The following is a 17,637-nucleotide window of genomic DNA, read 5'->3' as shown; positions in this document are numbered from 1 at the left end:
TTTCAATCAGAGACAACAAAGGAGACCTCTGATGTTCGACACCGATCTGCTGATCGCCGGGCAGGCCCGCCCGGCATCCAACGGCGCTACGTTTGAACGGTGCAACCCCGCCACTGGCGGCGCTGCTCCCGCCACCGGCGCGGTCGCCACGCGCGCCGCCGCCGCCACCCTCGACGACGTCGATGCGGCCGTCGCCGCCGCACGCGCCGCCTTTCCGGCGTGGTCCGCCATGCCGCCGGGCGCCCGCCGCGCCTTGCTGCTCGGCGCGGCAGATGCCCTGGAAGCGCTGCGTCCCCGCATCGTCGATGCCGCCGTCCGCGAGGCGGGTGGCGCGCCCGTCTGGTACCAGTTCAACGTGACGCTCGCCGCCAACATGCTGCGCGAAGCGGCGTCGATGACGACCCAGATCGCCGGCGAAGTCATTCCGTCCGACGTCCCGGGCTCGCTGGCGCTGGGCGTGCGCCAGCCGTGCGGCGTCGTCGTCGGCATCGCGCCGTGGAACGCACCCGTCATCCTCGGCACGCGCGCCGTCGCCATGCCCCTCGCGTGCGGCAATACGGTGATCCTCAAGGCATCCGAGCTGTGCCCGGCCGTGCACCGGCTGATCGCGCAGGCGTTCGCCGACGCCGGCTTCCCTCCCGGTGTCGTCAATTTCATCTCGAACGCGCCGGACGATGCAGCGCGGGTCGTGGAGCGCCTGATCGCGCACCCGGCCGTGCGCCGAATTAACTTCACGGGGTCCACGCGCGTGGGACGCATCATCGCGAAGCTGGCCGCCGAGCATCTGAAACCCGTGCTGCTGGAGCTGGGCGGGAAGAACCCAGTCGTCGTGCTGGACGACGCCGACCTCGATGCGGCCGTCGATGCCGCGGCGTTCAGCGCGTTCTTCAACCAGGGCCAGATCTGCATGTCGGCGGACCGCATCATCGTCGACGGCAAGATCGCGGACGCGTTCATCGACAAGCTGGCCGCGAAGACGGCAACCCTGCGCGCCGGACACGCCGACGCGCCGCTGGCCGGCATGATCGACCCGGCCGCCGCGCGCCGCGTGGATGCCATGCTGGCGGACGCGCGCGAGCGGGGCGCCACCGTCATCCAGACGGGCGGCCTGGAAGGCAATGTGCTGCAACCGGCGATCGTGGACGGCGTCACGCCCGCCATGCGCGTCTACCAGGAAGAATCGTTCGGCCCGATCGTCTCGGTGCTGCGCTTCGACACGGACGAGGAAGCGATCCGCCTCGCCAACGACAGCGAGTACGGCCTGTCCGCGGCCGTGTTCTCGCGGGATATCGGCCGCGCCATGGCCGTCGCCCGGCGCATCGAATCGGGCATCTGCCATATCAACGGCCCGACCGTGCACGACGAGGCGCAGATGCCGTTCGGCGGCGTGAAGGGCAGCGGCTACGGGCGCTTCGGCGGCAAGGCGGCCATCGCGGAATTCACGGACCTGCGCTGGATCACCGTGCAGACCGGTCCGCGCCACTACCCGATCTGAGGAGACCGGCATGCATCACATGCAACCGGCAGGACGGCAACGGCCCGTCCTTCTCGGGAATCCCGAGGTCCGCGCGTGGCGCGACGGCGACGCCTGGCGCGTCGACGCCGTCACGCCGCTCGACCCGGTGCCGCGCCGCTGGACGGACCGCCTGGCGAGCGGCGCGGCTGCGCATCCGGACCGCACGCTCGCCGCCCGGCGCGGTCCGGACGGCCAGTGGATCCGCATCGGCTATGCCGACATGCTGCGCCGGGCGCGCCACATCGGCCAGGCGCTGCTGGACCGGGGCCTGTCGGCCGAACGGCCGCTCGCGATCCTGTCCGGCAACGATCTGGAACACTACCAGCTGGCGCTGGGCGCCGCGTACGCGGGCATCCCGTTCGCGCCGATCTCGCCCGCGTACTCGCTCGTCGCCACCGATTACGGCAAGCTGCGCGACCTGATCGGGCAGCTGACGCCCGGCGCCGTCTACGTCGCGGATGCCGGCGCATTTGCCCCCGCGCTGAACGCGGTGCTGCCGCCCGACGCGGAACTGATCGTGGGCGGCGGCGACTACGCCGGGCGTGCCGGGACCGGTTTCGGCAGCCTGCTCGACACGCCCGTGCGCGACGTGGATGCGGTCAACGACGCCGTCGGCCCCGACACGATCCTGAAATTCCTGTTCACGTCGGGCTCGACGAAGAAGCCGAAGGCGGTCGTCACGACGCACGGCATGCTGGTCGCCAACCAGCAGATGCTGCTGCAGACCTTTCCCTTTTTCGCGGAAGCGCCGCCCGTGCTGGTCGACTGGCTGCCGTGGAATCACTGCTTCGGGGGCAGCCACAACGTCGGCATCGCGCTGTACAACGGCGGCACGCTGTATCTGGACGACGGCAAGCCGACGCCGAAGGAATTCGGGCAGACGCTGGACAACCTGCGCGAGATCGCGCCCACCGTCTACTTCAACGTCCCGAAGGGTTTCGAGATGCTGACGGACGCGCTGGAACGCGACGCCGGCCTGCGCGCGAGCTTCTTCTCGCGCGTAAAACTGTTCCTGTGCGCGGGCGCGGGCCTGTCCCAGGCCGCGTGGGACCGGCTCGACGCCGCCGCGCTCGCGCACTGCGGCGAATCGATCCGCATCATGACGGGCCTCGGCATGACGGAGACGTCGCCGTCGTGCACGTTCGGCACGGGCGATGTGGTGCAGGCGGGCTACGTCGGCGTCCCGGCGCCCGGCTGCCGGGCGAAGCTGGTGCCGGTGGGCGACAAGTTCGAAGCCCGCTTCGCCGGCCCGCACGTGATGCCGGGCTACTGGCGCGCGCCGGACCTGACGGCGGATGCGTTCGACGACGAAGGCTATTACCGCACCGGCGATGCGCTGCGCTTCTACGACGCGGCGCGGCCCGAACTCGGGTTCGTGTTCGATGGCCGCATCGCGGAAGACTTCAAGCTGTCGACCGGCACGTTCGTCAGCGTCGGGCCGCTGCGGGCACGCGTCATCAGCCAGGGTGCGCCGTACGTGACGGACGCCGTGGTGACGGGCCTGAACCGCGCGTCCGTCGGCCTGCTCGTGTACCCGCGCATGGAACACTGCCGCGCGCTGGCGGACATGCCGGCCGACGCGGATGCCGCGCAAGTGCTGGCCAGTCCGCCGGTACGGGCCATGTTCGCGCGGCTGCTGGACAGCCTGAACGCGGGTGCGAGCGGTTCCTCGATGCGCATCGAACGCCTGCTGCCGCTGGCCGAGCCACCGTCGATCGATCATCGCGAGGTGACCGACAAGGGCTCGATCAACCAGGCGGCCGTGCTGGCCCGGCGCGCGGCGCTGGTCGACGACCTGTATGCGGACCGCGCGGAGCTGGCCGTCCGCGCCGACGGGGGAGGGACGCGCACGACGACCTGACGACCCGGAGATCCATCAGCGAACATCACAACGAAAAAATCGCTTTAGAGGAGACATACCATGACACACCGAGGCAATCTGCCGCGCGGTGCGGCGACGATCGCGCTTTGTTTTATCACCGCATTACTGGAAGGGCTGGACCTGCAGTCGACCGGCATCGCCGCGCCGGGCATCGGCGCGGAATTCAAACTGGCGCCCGCGATGATGGGCTGGGTATTCAGCGTGGGCCTCGTCGGCCTGCTGCCGGGCGCCTTCGTGGGCGGCTGGCTGGCGGACCGCATCGGGCGCAAGCGCGTGCTCGTCGGCGCCGTGCTGCTGTTCGGCGTTTTCTCGTTCGCCACCGCCCATGCGTGGGATTTCGACAGCCTGCTGGCGGCGCGCGTGTTCACGGGGCTCGGCCTCGGCGCGGCGCTGCCGCTGCTGATCGCGCTGACGTCCGAGGCGGCCGATCCCGCCATGCGCAGCACGGCCGTCAGCCTGACGTATTGCGGCGTGCCGCTGGGCGGCGCCATCGCGTCCGTCATCGGCATGATCAAGTTCGAGACCGGCTGGCGCACGATCTTCTACGTCGGCGGCCTCGTGCCGATCGCCGTCGCGCTGGTCCTCGTCGTGCTGCTGACGGAATCCGCCAGCTTCCGCCACCAGGCCGCGTCCCACGCGCCGGCCGACCGCCGCCTCGGCGCGCTGTTCGCGGGCAGCGCCCTCGGTTCGACCCTGCTGCTGTGGGTCGCATGCTTCTTCACCCTCACCGTCCTGTACATGCTGCTCAACTGGCTGCCGTCGCTGCTGATCGGGCAGGGCTACACGCGGCCGCAGGCCGGCGTCGTGCAAATCCTCTTCAACCTCGGCGGTGCGACGGGCTCCGTGCTGAGCGGGCGCCTCGTGGACCGCGACCGTGCGGGCCTGGCGGTCGCGATCGCGTATGCGGGCATGCTGCTGGCGCTGGCGGGCCTGGGCCTGTCGGGCAGCTTCGGCCTGACGATGGCCGCCGGGTTCGCGGCCGGCTACTGCGCCGTCGGCGCCCAGGCCGTGCTGTACGCCCGCGCTCCCGCGCTGTACGGGACGCCGATCCGCGCCACCGGCGTGGGCGCGTCGATCTCCATCGGCCGCCTCGGCGCCATCGCCGGTCCGCTCGTGGCCGGACAGGTGCTGGCGATCGGTGCCGGCGCGGCGGGCGTGATGCTGTCGGCGGCCCCCGGCCTCGTCATCGCGTCGCTGTGCGCGTGGAAGCTGTCGCGCCGGGCCGACCCGGAGGCGGCGCGCGCCGCGCAGGCACTCGGCACGCACTGATTCACCCTTGATTCGTCCGTTGTGCGCAGCCCAGACATGGGCTGTGCCGGACGCGCTCGTCCCGACGTTTCGACTCTCACCAGGAGTACACGATGAACCGACACCACACGGCGGCCGCATTGGCCGTCCTCGGCCTGGCCGGCTGCGGCACCGGCCACGACAACACCCAACCGGCGGCACAGCTGCTGCCACAACTTTCGCAGGCGACGGGCGCCACGCTGACTGCCTGCGCGGAGCTCGCGACCCGCATCACGTACCCCGACACGACGATCACGGCGGCCAACGCCATCGCGGCCGGCGTGCTCACCGTCGGCGGCAAGCCCGTCCCCGCCCATTGCCTGGTCAAGGGCGAGATGCTGCGCCGCACGGGCGCCGACGGCAAGGCCTACGCCATCGGCTTCGAGATGCGCCTGCCCGTCGCCTGGAACGGCCGCTTCTTTTACCAGGCCAACGGCGGCGTCGACGGCAGCGTCGTCACGGCCACGGGGCCGGTCGGCGGTGGCGGCCCGCTCGACAATGCGCTGAACCAGGGCTTCGCCGTCCTCAGTTCCGACGCGGGACACGCCAGCCCGACGCCAGACTTCGGCATCGACCCGCAGGCGCGCCTCGACTATGGCTACCAGGCCGTCGGCAAGCTCACGCCGATGGCGAAAGCCGCGATCCAGACGGCGTACGGCAAGGCGCCGGACCGTTCGTACATCGGCGGCTGCTCGAACGGCGGCCGGCACACGATGGTCGCGGCGGCGCGCTATGTCGACCAGTACGACGGCTTCCTCGTCGGCGACCCGGGCTTCCGCCTGCCGCTGGCGGCCATCGCCAACATCGCCGGGGGCAAGACCTACGCCACGCTCGCGAGCACGCCGGGCGACCTGGGCTCCGGCTTCACGCTCGCCGAGCGCAAGCTCGTGTCGGACGCCGTGCTGGCGAAATGCGATGCGCTGGACGGCGCCGCGGACGGTCTCGTGCAGGATACGGGCGCCTGCCAGGCCGCGTTCGACATCGCGCGCGACGTGCCGACGTGCAGCGGCGCCCGTGACGGCACCTGCCTGACGGCTGCCCAGAAGAGCGGCATCGCGGGCCTGTTCGCCGGCGCGAAGACGGAGACCGGTACGAAGATCTACGCGAGCTTCCCGTGGGACGCGGGCTTGGCCACGGACGGCTGGGCGGGCTGGAAATTCAGTTCGCCGCTGACGCGCGATGCCGGCGCCGTGGGCCTGATCTGGTCCGTGCCACCCGAGAATCCGGCCGCGTTCGACGGCACCGCGTTCGCGCTGAACGGCAACCTGGACACGATGCTCGCGCGCGTGGGCGCGACCAGCAGCACCTATCCGGAGTCCGCCCTGTCGTTCATGCTGCCGCCCGATGCGACCAACCTCGCGAAGCTGAAGAACCGCGGCGCCAAGCTGCTCGTCTACCACGGCACCAGCGATCCGATCTTTTCCAGCGACGACACGACCGCGTGGTACGACGCGCTGCGCGCGGCGAACGGCGGCGACGCGTCGAACTTCGCGCGCTTCTTCCGCATCCCCGGCATGAACCACTGCGCGGGTGGCCCGGCGACCGACCAGTTCGATGCGCTGACGCCGCTCGTGGCCTGGGTCGAGAAGGGCCAGGCACCGGACGCCGTGCAGGCCAGTGCGCGCGGCACGGGCAACGCGGGCGGCGTCAACGGGGACGTGCCGGTGTCATGGTCGCCCGCACGCACGCGCCCCCTGTGCGCCTACCCGAAAGTCGCGAAATACAAGGGAACCGGCGACGTGGAACAGGCCGCGAACTTCACCTGCCAATAACGATACCCCAACGAGGAGACAACATGAAATACCTTCCCATCCCTGTACTGGCGTGCGCGCTCGCCGCGCCGGCCGCCTTCGCCCAGACGACCGTGCAGATCTACGGTGTCGTCGACACGAGCCTCTCGTACCTGACGAACGTGGACGCCGCCGGCCATTCGGTGACGAAGATGAATTCCCTGACCGGCGAACTGCCGTCGCGCATCGGCTTTCGCGGCACCGAGGACCTCGGCAACGGCTTGCAGGCCTTCTTCGTGCTGGAGAACGGCCTGTCGCTCGACACGGGCGTGACCGGGCAGGGCAACCGGCTGTTCGGCCGCCAGGCGCAAGTCGGTCTCAAGGGTGCATGGGGCACGCTGACCCTGGGGCGTCAGCTGAACATGACGTACATCGCGCCGCAGAAGGCGGACGTCCTCGGTCCGAGCCTGTTCGCGCTCGGCAGCATCGATCCTTACCTCCCCAACGCGCGCAGCGACAATGCGATCGGCTACATGGGCCAGTTCGGCCCCGTCGTCGTCGGCGCCACCTACAGCCTCGGACGCGACGCGTCGAACGCGGGCGGACCGGCGGCCACGAACTGCGCGGGCGAGGTGGCGGGCAATGCGCAGGCGTGCCGCCAGTACACGGGCCTGATCGGCTACGAGACGAAGGCGTGGGGCGTGAACACGTCGTACGATCGCATGCACGGCAACACGGGTGCGGCGGGCGGCCTGACGAGCAGCGCGAACACGGACACGCGCACGACGCTGAATGGCTACGCGATGCTGGGCACGGTCAAGGTCGGCGCCGGCGTCATCGACCGCGATACGAAGGCTGCCACGGGCCACACGGAATCGGACCTGTACTACCTGGGTGCCAGCTACCCGTTCGGCGCGTTCACCGTGGACGGCCAGTGGGCGAAGCGCGTCACCAGGCATGCGGACGCGGACGTGACGATGCTTTCGGCCCGGCTGACGTATGCGCTGTCGAAGCGGACGTACGTGTACACGGGCGTGGGCCGGATGGTGAACGACGGTACGGCCGCCGTGGCGCTCGACGCCGCAGGCACCGTCGGCGTGGGCAAGACGCAGAACGGCTTCATGGCCGGCTTGCGCCATCACTTCTGACGACGCTCGCGGTATTCCTTTGGCGTGACCCCGGCGTGCCGCTTGAACGCGCGGCTGAAATACGCGGGGTCCTGGAAGCCCAGTTCGTACGCGATGCTGGCCACGCTCGACGGGGCGTAGGTCAGCTTGCGGCATGCTTCCAGCATCAGCCGGTCCTGCACGATGTCGAACGCGGACTTTCCCGCCAGTTTCAGGCACAGGCGGTTCAGCCGCACGGGCGTCACGCGCAGCAGGTCGGCGTAGTGCGCCACCGGGACGCCGTCCTTGTAGTGCTGCTCGACGGCCGCGCGGAAGGCCGCGAACAGGCGGAATTCGCCGTGGCCGGACCCGCTCGCGGCGCGTTGTTCCGCATGCGTGCGCGCCAGCAGCAACAGTACGCTGCGGGCCAGCCACTCCAGCATCAGCGCATTGCCCTGCTGCGGCCAGGCCGCTTCCTCGACCATGTTCTTCAGCAGCGCCTCGATGCGCGCGCGCGGCTGGCGCGCCAGCGCGAGCGACAGCGGCTCGACGAACAGCGGCGCGAACAGCTCGCCGTGGTGGTCGGGCGTGGCGAACAGCACGTTCTGGTCCACCGTCAGCACATAGCCTTGTGCCCCCTCCGCGAAGTCGAACCCGTGCACGACGGACGGGTGCACGGTGATGGCGACGGGGCCTTTACGTTCCCACACGGCTTCTTCGATGACGGCGCGCACGCTGCCCTTCAGTAGAAAAAGTACCTGGAACAGGCCCGGGTGCGTATGGCGTCCAATGTGCCAGTCGTGCAGGCGGCTGCGCGTCTCGATCAGCTCGACGTGTACGGCTTCCGCCGGCGTCTGCTCGCCGTACAGGGCGAAGCGGGGGAAAATATCCATGTCAAAAAAGTACAAGGAATCGATAACTTCATCCATTCTAAACGGGGCTGCGCGCCACTAGCATGGACGTCGACAAGAATTTTTTACAAGGAGACGAATATGCGTACCCAGGTTGCCATCATCGGCGCCGGTCCGGCCGGGCTGTTGCTTTCCCACCTGCTGCACCTGCAGGGCATCGAGTCGGTCGTGCTCGAAACCCGGTCGCGCGACGAGATCGAATCGACGATCCGCGCCGGCGTGCTGGAGCAGGGCACGATGGACATCCTCAACGAGACGGGCGTCGGCGCCCGCATGCGTGCGGAGGGCGCGCTGCACCACGGCTTCGAGCTGGCGTTCGACGGCCGCCGCCACCGCATCGACCTGACGGAGCTGACGGGCAAGGCGATCACGGTCTACGCCCAGCACGAGGTCATCAAGGACCTCGTCGCGGCCCGCACGGAGGCCGGCGCGCAGATGCTGTTCGGCGTGCGCGACGTGGTCCTGCACGGCGTCGCGACGGATCAACCCTGGGTCACGTTCACGCGCGACGGCGACGAACAGCGCATCGACGCCGACTTCGTCGCCGGCTGCGACGGCTTCCACGGCGTGACGCGTCCCGCCATGCCGCAAGAGGGACGCAACGATTACCAGCGCGTGTACCCGTTCGGCTGGTTCGGCATCCTCGTCGAGGCGCCGCCGTCCGCGCCGGAACTGATCTATGCGCGCCACGACCGCGGCTTTGCCCTCGTCAGCACGCGCTCGCCGACCGTCCAGCGCATGTACTTCCAGTGCGATCCGAAGGACAGCGTCGACAACTGGTCGGACGACCGCGTCTGGGCGGAACTCCACGCGCGCCTGGAAAACCGCGACGGCTGGCAGGTCACGGAAGGGAAGATCTTCCAGAAGAACATCGTCGCCATGCGCAGCTTCGTGTCGACGCCGATGCAGTCGGGCCGCCTGTTCCTGGCGGGCGACGCCGCCCACATCGTCCCGCCGACCGGGGCCAAGGGCATGAACCTCGCCGTGTCCGACGTGCGCCTGCTGGCCGCGGGGCTGGACGAGTTCTACCGCCAGGGCAGGACGACCTGCCTGGACCGTTACACGGACGACGCGCTGAAGCGCATCTGGCGCGCCGAGTATTTCTCGTGGTGGATGACGAGCATGCTGCACACGTTCGCCGACGCGTCGCCGTTCCAGCGCGAGGTGCAGCGCGCGGAGCTCGAGAATGTCGTGAACTCGCGCGCGCTGTCCACCGCGCTGGCCGAAAACTACGTCGGCGCGTTCTGACGGCCGCGTACTCTCACAGGCGTTCGATCGCGAGGTTCGACAGCACGGCCTCGCCGGTCGCCGGCACGAAGTCGAGTCGCAGGCTGCCGTCCGTCACCTCGACGTCGAACGCGCGCTCGATCGCCGTCGCGGGGGCGCCCGCCGCCGCCACGATGTCCAGGTCGGCGATCCGCGTCGTGCCGCCGGCGTCCACGCGGAACCGTCGCGCGCCCGGGGGCGCATTGCGGTCCGGCTCCAGGAAACCCAGCCGCACGCGGTAGCGCCCATCCGGCAGCGGAATGCGGTAGCCGAACGTGCCATGCCGTACCGCCGCCCACAGCGCGGCATCGCGCGCATCGGCGACATTGGCGACCCGTACGCCGAAGCGGGGGGCCGTAGGGCGAATCCGGATCCAGCGGCGTCCCCTGGCCGCCCGTGAAAAAATTATCCGATCCGTAACGCTGGCCGGCCGTCGACACGAGTCCGGTGGCGATCTGGCCCGCCGCCAGGTAGACGTTGCGCGCATTGTCCGGCGCCAGCGTCCACTGCACCGTGTCGACGACGGTGGCGTCGCCGTGCATGCCGCGGGCTTCCAGCCGGTTGGCGCCTTCGTCGAGCGTGACGCCGGCGAATACGCAGGTGCGCTGCGGGCATTCGGCCGCGGCGCGGATGCCGATCGTGCGGCCGTTCAGGAACAGGCGGACGGTGGCGGCATTCGAATAGACGCGCACGTCGGTCGCCCGGTACGCGCGCTCCGTGTAGCGGCGTCCGGTGATGTACGTGACGGGCGCGGTGCTCCAGTTGGCCTTGTAGAACCAGAACGGGTCCTTGCGCGTCGCGCGGTCGAACGTGACGAGGCCTTTCGTGTTGGTGCCGCCGATGTCGCCTTCGTGGCGGGTGCCGGAGCCGAAATCGAACATCGCCCAGACGAACGTGCCCCACAGGTAACGGCGCCCGGCCAGTGCCGCGTAAATCTGCTCGTGCACATGGTTCGCGTAGCCCTCCGGCTGCCAGACGACGCGGGTGCGTCCGTGCATGTCCATGCTGCCGACCCGGCCGCCGAGCGGATTGTCGGTCTGGTGCGACAGCGCCGCGCCGGCGCCGTATTCGGACACGCCGAGCGGCTGCGCCGGATACTTCGCGTGGAAACGGTCGAGCGCAGCGCCGAACGCGTCGCCGTCCCCGGGGTAGTACCACAGGTGATAGTGGTTCACGGCCCAGATGTCGGTGATGCCGCCAGTCGGAAGCACGGGGAACATCGGGCCGACGACCGGATAGTCCTCGTTGAAGTCCGCGAGCGTCGTCGGGCGGCGCGGGTCCTCCCGCTTCGCCAGAGCGTGCAGGCGGCGCAGGACCGGCGTCACGGTGTCGGCGCCACGGCACGTGCCGCCCATCGCGACTTCGTTGGCGATCGACCACGTGGCGATGCCGGGGTGGTTGTACTGCTGGCGCACCATCTCGCGCAGCTGCTCGTCCAGGTTGTCGAGGAAGGCCGGCGGGATCGGCGCGCCCGCCTTGCATTCCGCCGGCGTCAGGCTGCGCTCGACAAAGGGCAGTTCCGACCACACGACGAGACCGAGCCGGTCGGCTGCGTCGTAGGCGTGGGCGGTGTACGGGTAGTGGGCCAGCCGGACGGCATTCGCGCCCATCTCGCGCACGAGGGCAAGGGAGGTGTCGATCTCGCGCGGACCGATGGCCCACGCCTTGTCCTGCCAGTCCTGGTGCAGGTTCACGCCGTGCAGGCGCAGCGGGCGGCCGTTCAGGAACAGGCCGGCCTGCGCGTCGAAGCGGTATTGGCGAATGCCGAACGGGTGTTCGACCCGGTCTAGCAGGCGGCCGGCGCCGTCGACCAGGTCGACGCGCAGGCGGTACAGGTAGGGATCGTGCACGCCCTGCCACACATGGGGGCGGACGACGTCCAGGGCCAGCTCGGCGCGGGCGCGCCCCGCGGCCGGCAGCGCCCGGCGTGCCGCCGCCACGGTCCGGCCGGCCGTGTCGACCAGGGCCGCTCGCAGTGCCAGCCCGGTGCGCAGCGCCCGGTCGTCCTCGACGTCGGCGCGCACGCGCAGCCGTGCGCGGTCGCGGGCGAGGGCGATCGTGTCCGCGTACACGCCACCTGCGCCATGGTCGGCCAGCGCGAGGTGCGCGCGCGCCGGCGTTTCGACCAGGGACACGCCGCGGTACAGGCCCCCCGCCATGTTGAAGTCGCCGCCGAGCGGCGCGACGGCGGTCGGGTCCTCGCCGTGCACGGGCGCGCTGTTGTCGACCTTGACCAGCAGGACGTTGCGGCCAGCGGTGAGCTTGCCGGTGACGTCGAAGCGGAACGCCGTGAACGCGCCGCGGTGGCGGCCCAGGTAGTGGCCGTTCAGCCACACGTCGGCAACGATGCTGGCGCCGTCGAATTGCAGCCAGGCGTTCGCGGGCGCGGTGCCCCGTTCGAATTCGAGGCGATACCAGCCGCGCCCGCGCTTGTAGGGCTTGCTGTCCGGGCCGGTCTGCGCCGTACTCGCGGCGTCGACCTGGTTCCACGTATGCGGCAGGGCGACGGATTGCCAGCCGGTGCCGTCCGCGTTGACGGCGGCGGTGTCGGGCAACGCATCGTCCTGCACGAACGTCCAGCGGTCGGTCAACGGCGTCGTGCGCCGCGGGGCGTCGCGCGCGGCCGCGCCGCTCGCGCCGGCCAGCAGGACGGCCAGCGCGATACCGCGGACGACAACAGGAAGGCGCTGCATCGCGGTCTTCATTGCGGCACCAGCTTCGACGCCTGCATCCACTGGGCGAAATGCTCGATCCAGTGGTCCGACGTCGTGCCCTTGCGGCGCATGCCGAAGCCGTGGTCGCCGGCCGCGTACACGTGCAGCTCGGCGGATTTGCCGGCCGCGCGCCAGTCTTCGAAGATCGGGAGGCTGGCCTGGCCGCGCAGGCCGTCGTCTGCCGCGACCGCGAGGAAAGCGGGCGGTGCGTCGCTGGCTACCGCTCGCTTTGGCGCACTGCCGTAGATGACGCCGATGAAATCGGGGCGGCTGGCGGCATCGTAGGCGGTGGCGACGTTCATCGTCACGCGGCCGCCGGCGGAAAAGCCGACCATGCCGATGCGCTTCGTATCGATCCCGTAGTCGGCCGCATACGCGCGCACCCAGCGCAGCGCGGCGAGCCCGTCGTCCTGCGCCTGCGCCACGGCCGGCGTATCGATGGTGCTGTCCTTGCCATGCTGCGCGATGGCGCCGAAGCGTTTCGCCACGACCTGCATGAACGCGGCCGGATCCTGTGGCGTGGGGTCGAGCCGGTAGGCCAGCACGAAGCAGGTGACGCCGCGTTCCGCCAGCCGGCGCGCCACGAGCAGGCCTTCGTTGTCGAACGACAGGCTGAGGAAGGCCCCGCCGGGCGCGATCACGAGCGCCGTACCGTTGGCCTGGCCGGCCGGCGGCAGCGCCGGATACAGTGCCGGCTGCGTCACGTTGCGTAGCGTCGTCTGGCCGAACATCGTCTCCCACATGTCGGTCGCGCACGATCCGGCGGCGGACAGCGGAATCGGCTGGATGGACGGGGCGGGGGCCGGGCGTGGCGGATTGGCTTGTGCCCTGCGCACGAAGTCGTCCGGGCCGGGCTTGCGGGGCGTGTCCTGCGCATGCGCGCCGGCGGCGAGCAGCATGAGGGCAGCCGCGCCGGCGTGGCGGATCGGGGTGGAACGGTCCATATCGTCTCCTTGTCGTTGTCGTCAGGCGCGTCTGGCGTGCGCGCGCAGCAGGGCGATGAAATCGGCGAAGTTGAGTTGCGGGTCGAGCGAATGCGCCATGCGGATCTCGCGACCCGCGACCGAGCGCGTGGTGAAGGGCGTCGCGCCCGGATCGAACGCCGTCGCGGTAACGAGGGGACTGTCGCCGAACGTCAGCGTGCCGCCCAGGTGCACGAACGGCGGCAGGTGGCGGTACTGGTCGACGAGCCAGCGTGCAAGCGGCGAGATGGGCGCGACCTCGTTATTCAGCGTCGCGACCGATACCTGGAAGCTCCGGTATTCCTCGGCGGGGATCTGCAGGACCGGAATCCGTGTCTCCTCGAGCACGAAACGGGCGGCGGCGACGTCGGTCGCCAGGTTGTATTCGGTGCTGTCGTCCCCGGCGGCCGTGCCGCCGATCCACACGAGGCGCATGCGTTCCGCGATCGCGGGCCAGAGGCGCAGCGCCGCCGCCACGTTCGTCAGCGGACCGCCGCACGCGAGGACGAGCGGCAGCGGATCGTCGCGCAGGGCCGCGTCGACGATTGCCCGCGCCGCGCCGTCCGCCACGACCGGCGGACGCGGGCCGGGCCCGGCCAGCCGCAGCAGCTCACGCGCGCGCCGCGCCCCGTCCCGCGCCGTGCGCTCCGGATCGAGGCCGGCCATGCGCGCCAGCTTCGGGTCCAGCGCCGATACGGTCACGAGCACGGTGCGCGTCGCTGGCGCCAGCAACTGGTGCGCCAGCGCGACGAGGCCATCGGGATCGCCGGCGAAGTCGTTGTCGACGATGACGCGGACCAGCGGGCGCTGGACGATGCCCGGCCGGCCCAGCGCCTGCGCGAGCGGAAGCGCCGCGAGGCAGCCAAGCAGGTGGCGCCGCCTCATTGGCGCACGTTCAGCGTGACGGGGCCGATCAGGCCGGACGGCCGCAGCGGCGCGTCCGCCTTGTACGTGGGCGCAGCCGTGAACGTGACTTTCGTGGCGCCCGGCTGCGCGTCGCCGATCAGGCGGTTCACCCACAGGTTCGCGACCCGCACCTCCACCGTGTTGGTCCCGGCGACGACGAGCGGACCCACATCGACTTCGTAGGGTGGCTTCCACGCGATGCCGGCTGGCTTGCCGTTGACGAGGACTTCGGCCACGTCGCCGACCCGGCCCAGGTCGAGCTTCAGCGGCCGGCCCGGCGTCACGCCCGGCGGCAGCGTGAAGGCGCGCGTGTAGACCGACGTCCCCGAGAAGTACCTGACCTGCGGATCGGCGCTGGCGGCAAGCGATCCCGTCGTGCCGTGCGCGACGGGGGCCGGCGCGGCGAGCCCGTCGAAGCGGATCGCCCAGTCGCCGGCCAGCGTGGCGGCCTCGGACCATGACGGCGCCTCGACGGTGACGGCCGGCGCGGCGGCCGGCCGGCGGAACACGACGAACACGGACTCGTCCGCGTCCAGCGCCAGCGGCACGACGGTCGCGCCGTGCTCCGTGCGGTAGCTCGCGGGTTCCGTGCGGCCCGTGTCCGCATGCCAGAATTCGGCAGCCTTGCCCCGCACGTTGAAACGCGCTTCCGTACTAACCGACTTGCCGGAGCGGTTGGTGACGAAGTAGACGTCGCCGTCGGCCAGCCTGCGGTGGACGAACAGCAGGGGCGTATCGGTGCCCTGGACGCTGAAGTCCGGCTTGCGGCCGGCCTGCGCCAGCGCGGCTTCCACGTCGCGGCCGGCAACCACGCGGCCCTTGCCGACGCGGGTGACGGCTGCGCCGCTCCACATCTGCCTGACGAGTGCCGCGAACGCGGCCGGGTCGTCGGCCAGGCCCGCCGTGGCGACGGGCGCAGTGCCGACGATCGTGGCGCCCTGGGCCGCCAGCGCGTGCAGCCGGCGCAAGGTGGCGACGGTCATTCGCGCGCTCGACCCGCCCAGGTACAGCACGCGGTAGCGCGCGCCGCTGGCCGACACGAGATCGCCATCCTGCACCGTCAGCAGGTGCAGCAGGGCGTCCGCGTTGACGAAGTCGTAGGCATAGCGGCGCGGCGCGTCCGCCGGCTGGCCATGCTTGTACAGCGCGACGAGCGGTGCTTCCTCGCCGTAGAAATAGGCGACGTCGGCGTAGAAACGGCCCTGCTGCAGCATCCAGCTGCTGCGCGCCATGTAGTCGACCCACGGCCGCGCCATGCCGGCCCAGGTCTCGTTGCGGTTGAAGTACTGGCCGAAGATCGCCAGCGAGAGCCCGGGCTTCCTGTCGTCGCCCAGCGGCTGGTGCACGGACGTGTGGATGACGGGGAGGTTCACGCCGTTGGCGAATTCCATGTCGATCATCGGGCGCAGGTCGGATGGCGCGAACGCCCACGGTGCCATCGCGCTCGTCATGGATTCCGCAGCGACGAGGTTCTGGCCGTAGATGTGCGACACCGAGGCGGCGCCGCGCATGTCGGCGATCGCGGTCGGGTTCGGGCCGAACTCGGGGCGGTACGTCCACATCGCGGCCATCGGCACGTTCGCGTGGCTGCGCATCGCCATGTCGTCGCCCAGCGTGACGCGCGCGCTTTCCAGCGCTTCGCCGTACACCTTCAGGCCGTGTTCGTGCGCGACGGCGGCCACCGTGCCATAGTGTTCACCGGTCGTCAGGTCGGCGAGGGTGCGGCGCCAGTCGTACAGGAAGGCGTCCGTGCGGGCGCGGGTGCCGATGATGACGCCCGTCAGCGCCGGCAGCCACGGCTGCGCGTCGTAGCCGCGCAGGCGCCGGAACTGTTCCATCAGGCGCGGCGTCCAGTTCGACGAGCCGACTTCGATCGAGTCCGTCACGATGGCGCGCACGCCATGCGCGCCGACGAGATCCTTGCCGGCCGCCTGCCGGTATTTTGCCAGATAGGTTTCCAGGTAGGTGCGCACGGCGCGGCCGTCGTACTTGTCGACCTCGAGGCCCGTCGCTTCCTTCGTGGCCGGGTGGTTTTCCGTCCCCGTGAGCGACCACGCGAGGCGCACGATCTTCCAGGTGCCGGGCGGCGGCGTCCATTCCAGCGTGCCGTCGGCGCGCACCTTGCCGGAAATGTTGACGATGGCGGCCGGGTCGACGCCGGCCTCGCGCGGGTCGAGACCCGCATCGAGCGCGAAATAGTCGTCGACTGTCGCGAAGCCGGCCTTGGCCTCGAACTGGTTGACTTTCGACTCACCCGACAGGACCAGTTGCGCAAGGCGCAGTCCCTTGGCTTGGCCGATCGCGCCGAACGGCCCCGTGTCGGCACCCGCCACTGGCATGAACTGGGGATTCGGCACGGGCGGCTTCGCGCTGACCACGACGCGGAAGCGGGCCGCCGTCACGGGCGCGAAGCCGGCGCTGGCGGGCACCCCGGCCAGCGGCAGGTCCGCGACCTTGCGCCAGCGCGTCCCGTCGGTGCTCGCTTCCAGCACGGCCTCGTACGCCGGGCCCTCGAACATCGATCCGGCGCCCGGCGCGAAGATCGTGGCGGAGCGGATGGTCTGTGGTGCCGGGTAGTCCAGCGTGACGACGACCGGGCGGTCGGCCGTGGGCGCCGCGAGTTCCGCCGCCGCGTCTTCGGTCGCAGCCGCCAGCTTGTGCGCGTCGAGGGTCAGGTCGCCGGCGCGGATGGCGGGCGACGGCAAGGCGGCCGCCCCGGCCGGATACGCATAGACGGCGATGTCGCCGCCCGTGCGCGCGAGCGCGTCGGGGCTCGGCCGCTGGCCCATGATGTCCGGCTGGACGAACAGGTCCTGGAACGGTCCCGTCGTACGCGGCGCGGCCGGCAACGCCATCGCGAGCGGCTTGCCGCCGTCGACCGTGGTCTCGCTCCACACCAGCTTCTTCATGCCGTCCTCGGGCCGTACCCATGGACCGCCGGTCTCGCTCCAGCCGGGCGACGCGGCGATGCCGAATTCCAGGCCGTGGCGTTCCGCCTCCTGCGCGGCGAAGCGGAACGCGTCCGCCCATTCGGGACTCATGTACGGCAGGCGCTTCGGCACCAGCTGGGGCGTCATCATCTCGGCGTCGAAGTTCTGCAGGCCGCCGAGACCCGAGCGCGCCATCCAGTCGATGTCTTTAGCGATGCCCTCCTTGGTGATGTTCCCGTTCAGCCAGTGCCACCATACGCGGGGGCGGGCGCTTTGCGGGGGATTGTCGAAGCCGGATGCGACGGGGTCGGCTGCCGCCCACGCGGGTGCGGACAGGCAGGCGAGGGCGGCGGCGGCCGCAATCAGGCGCAGGGGATGAATGTGTGCGGACATGGCGTGGTTCGTCGTGGGTCTTTCATCAATGGGA

The 17,637-nt window shown here is 70.6% G+C and carries 11 protein-coding genes and 1 pseudogene; 6 read left to right on the top strand and 6 right to left on the bottom strand.

The genetic code is table 11. The annotated features are described in order from the left end of the window. Positions 1 to 31: 31 nt before the first annotated feature. The 5 genes from HAV22_RS01535 to HAV22_RS01515 all read left to right on the top strand — a co-directional run bounded on the left by HAV22_RS01535 (position 32) and on the right by HAV22_RS01515 (position 7,563). On the top strand, positions 32 to 1,495 hold the full coding sequence (locus HAV22_RS01535) for an aldehyde dehydrogenase (protein ID WP_166855778.1): 1,464 nt from the start codon (positions 32 to 34) through the stop codon (positions 1,493 to 1,495). Positions 1,496 to 1,514: 19 nt separating this feature from the next. Then, positions 1,515 to 3,377: a feruloyl-CoA synthase gene (locus tag HAV22_RS01530; RefSeq protein ID WP_229421033.1), complete on the top strand. Its 1,863-nt coding sequence runs from the start codon at positions 1,515 to 1,517 to the stop codon at positions 3,375 to 3,377. Between the two features lie 60 nt (positions 3,378 to 3,437). Then, positions 3,438 to 4,667, top strand: coding sequence for a 3-(3-hydroxy-phenyl)propionate transporter MhpT (gene mhpT / locus HAV22_RS01525; protein ID WP_166855774.1), 1,230 nt, complete (start codon positions 3,438 to 3,440; stop codon positions 4,665 to 4,667). Positions 4,668 to 4,759: 92 nt separating this feature from the next. Beyond that, positions 4,760 to 6,457 carry a tannase/feruloyl esterase family alpha/beta hydrolase gene (locus HAV22_RS01520; protein ID WP_166855772.1) on the top strand — a complete coding sequence of 566 codons (1,698 nt, stop codon included), beginning with the start codon at positions 4,760 to 4,762 and terminating at the stop codon, positions 6,455 to 6,457. Between the two features lie 23 nt (positions 6,458 to 6,480). Beyond that, complete coding sequence (locus HAV22_RS01515) at positions 6,481 to 7,563, top strand: porin (RefSeq protein WP_166855770.1); 1,083 nt, start codon at positions 6,481 to 6,483, stop codon at positions 7,561 to 7,563. Here HAV22_RS01515 and HAV22_RS01510 read toward each other — a convergent pair. Further along, the gene (locus HAV22_RS01510) at positions 7,554 to 8,414 is read right to left on the bottom strand and encodes a helix-turn-helix domain-containing protein (protein ID WP_229421006.1); all 861 of its coding nucleotides are present in this window, start codon (positions 8,412 to 8,414) and stop codon (positions 7,554 to 7,556) included. The two genes, HAV22_RS01515 and HAV22_RS01510, sit on opposite strands and share 10 nt — an antisense overlap. A 99-nt stretch (positions 8,415 to 8,513) precedes the next feature. Here HAV22_RS01510 and HAV22_RS01505 point away from each other — a divergent pair, with 99 nt between their 5' ends. Continuing rightward, on the top strand, positions 8,514 to 9,680 hold the full coding sequence (locus HAV22_RS01505) for a 4-hydroxybenzoate 3-monooxygenase (RefSeq protein ID WP_166855766.1): 1,167 nt from the start codon (positions 8,514 to 8,516) through the stop codon (positions 9,678 to 9,680). A 13-nt stretch (positions 9,681 to 9,693) separates the two neighbouring features. On the opposite strand, the gene HAV22_RS31755 is transcribed toward HAV22_RS01505, so the two are convergent. The 5 genes and pseudogenes from HAV22_RS31755 to HAV22_RS01485 all read right to left on the bottom strand — a co-directional run bounded on the left by HAV22_RS31755 (position 9,694) and on the right by HAV22_RS01485 (position 17,603). Then, positions 9,694 to 10,185 (bottom strand): malectin domain-containing carbohydrate-binding protein, encoded by a 492-nt coding sequence (locus HAV22_RS31755; protein ID WP_371869512.1) that lies wholly within the window; start codon positions 10,183 to 10,185, stop codon positions 9,694 to 9,696. Between the two features lie 49 nt (positions 10,186 to 10,234). Then, a pseudogene (locus tag HAV22_RS01500) lies at positions 10,235 to 12,391 on the bottom strand (glycoside hydrolase family 2 protein); the annotation flags it as partial. 8 nt (positions 12,392 to 12,399) lie between these two features. Then, the gene (locus tag HAV22_RS01495; RefSeq protein WP_166855762.1) at positions 12,400 to 13,356 is read right to left on the bottom strand and encodes an alpha/beta hydrolase; all 957 of its coding nucleotides are present in this window, start codon (positions 13,354 to 13,356) and stop codon (positions 12,400 to 12,402) included. 21 nt (positions 13,357 to 13,377) lie between these two features. Further along, positions 13,378 to 14,259: a nucleoside hydrolase gene (locus HAV22_RS01490; RefSeq protein WP_166855760.1), complete on the bottom strand. Its 882-nt coding sequence runs from the start codon at positions 14,257 to 14,259 to the stop codon at positions 13,378 to 13,380. Further along, positions 14,256 to 17,603: a glycosyl hydrolase gene (locus tag HAV22_RS01485; protein WP_166855758.1), complete on the bottom strand. Its 3,348-nt coding sequence runs from the start codon at positions 17,601 to 17,603 to the stop codon at positions 14,256 to 14,258. The genes HAV22_RS01490 and HAV22_RS01485 overlap by 4 nt, the downstream gene beginning before the upstream one ends. Positions 17,604 to 17,637: the final 34 nt, after the last annotated feature.

The sequence above is a fragment of the Telluria antibiotica genome (assembly GCF_011682055.1).
GTDB classification, from domain to species: domain Bacteria; phylum Pseudomonadota; class Gammaproteobacteria; order Burkholderiales; family Burkholderiaceae_D; genus Telluria; species Telluria antibiotica.
Note: the sequence above shows the minus strand (reverse complement) of the source record. Positions and strands in the feature narration are given on the sequence as shown.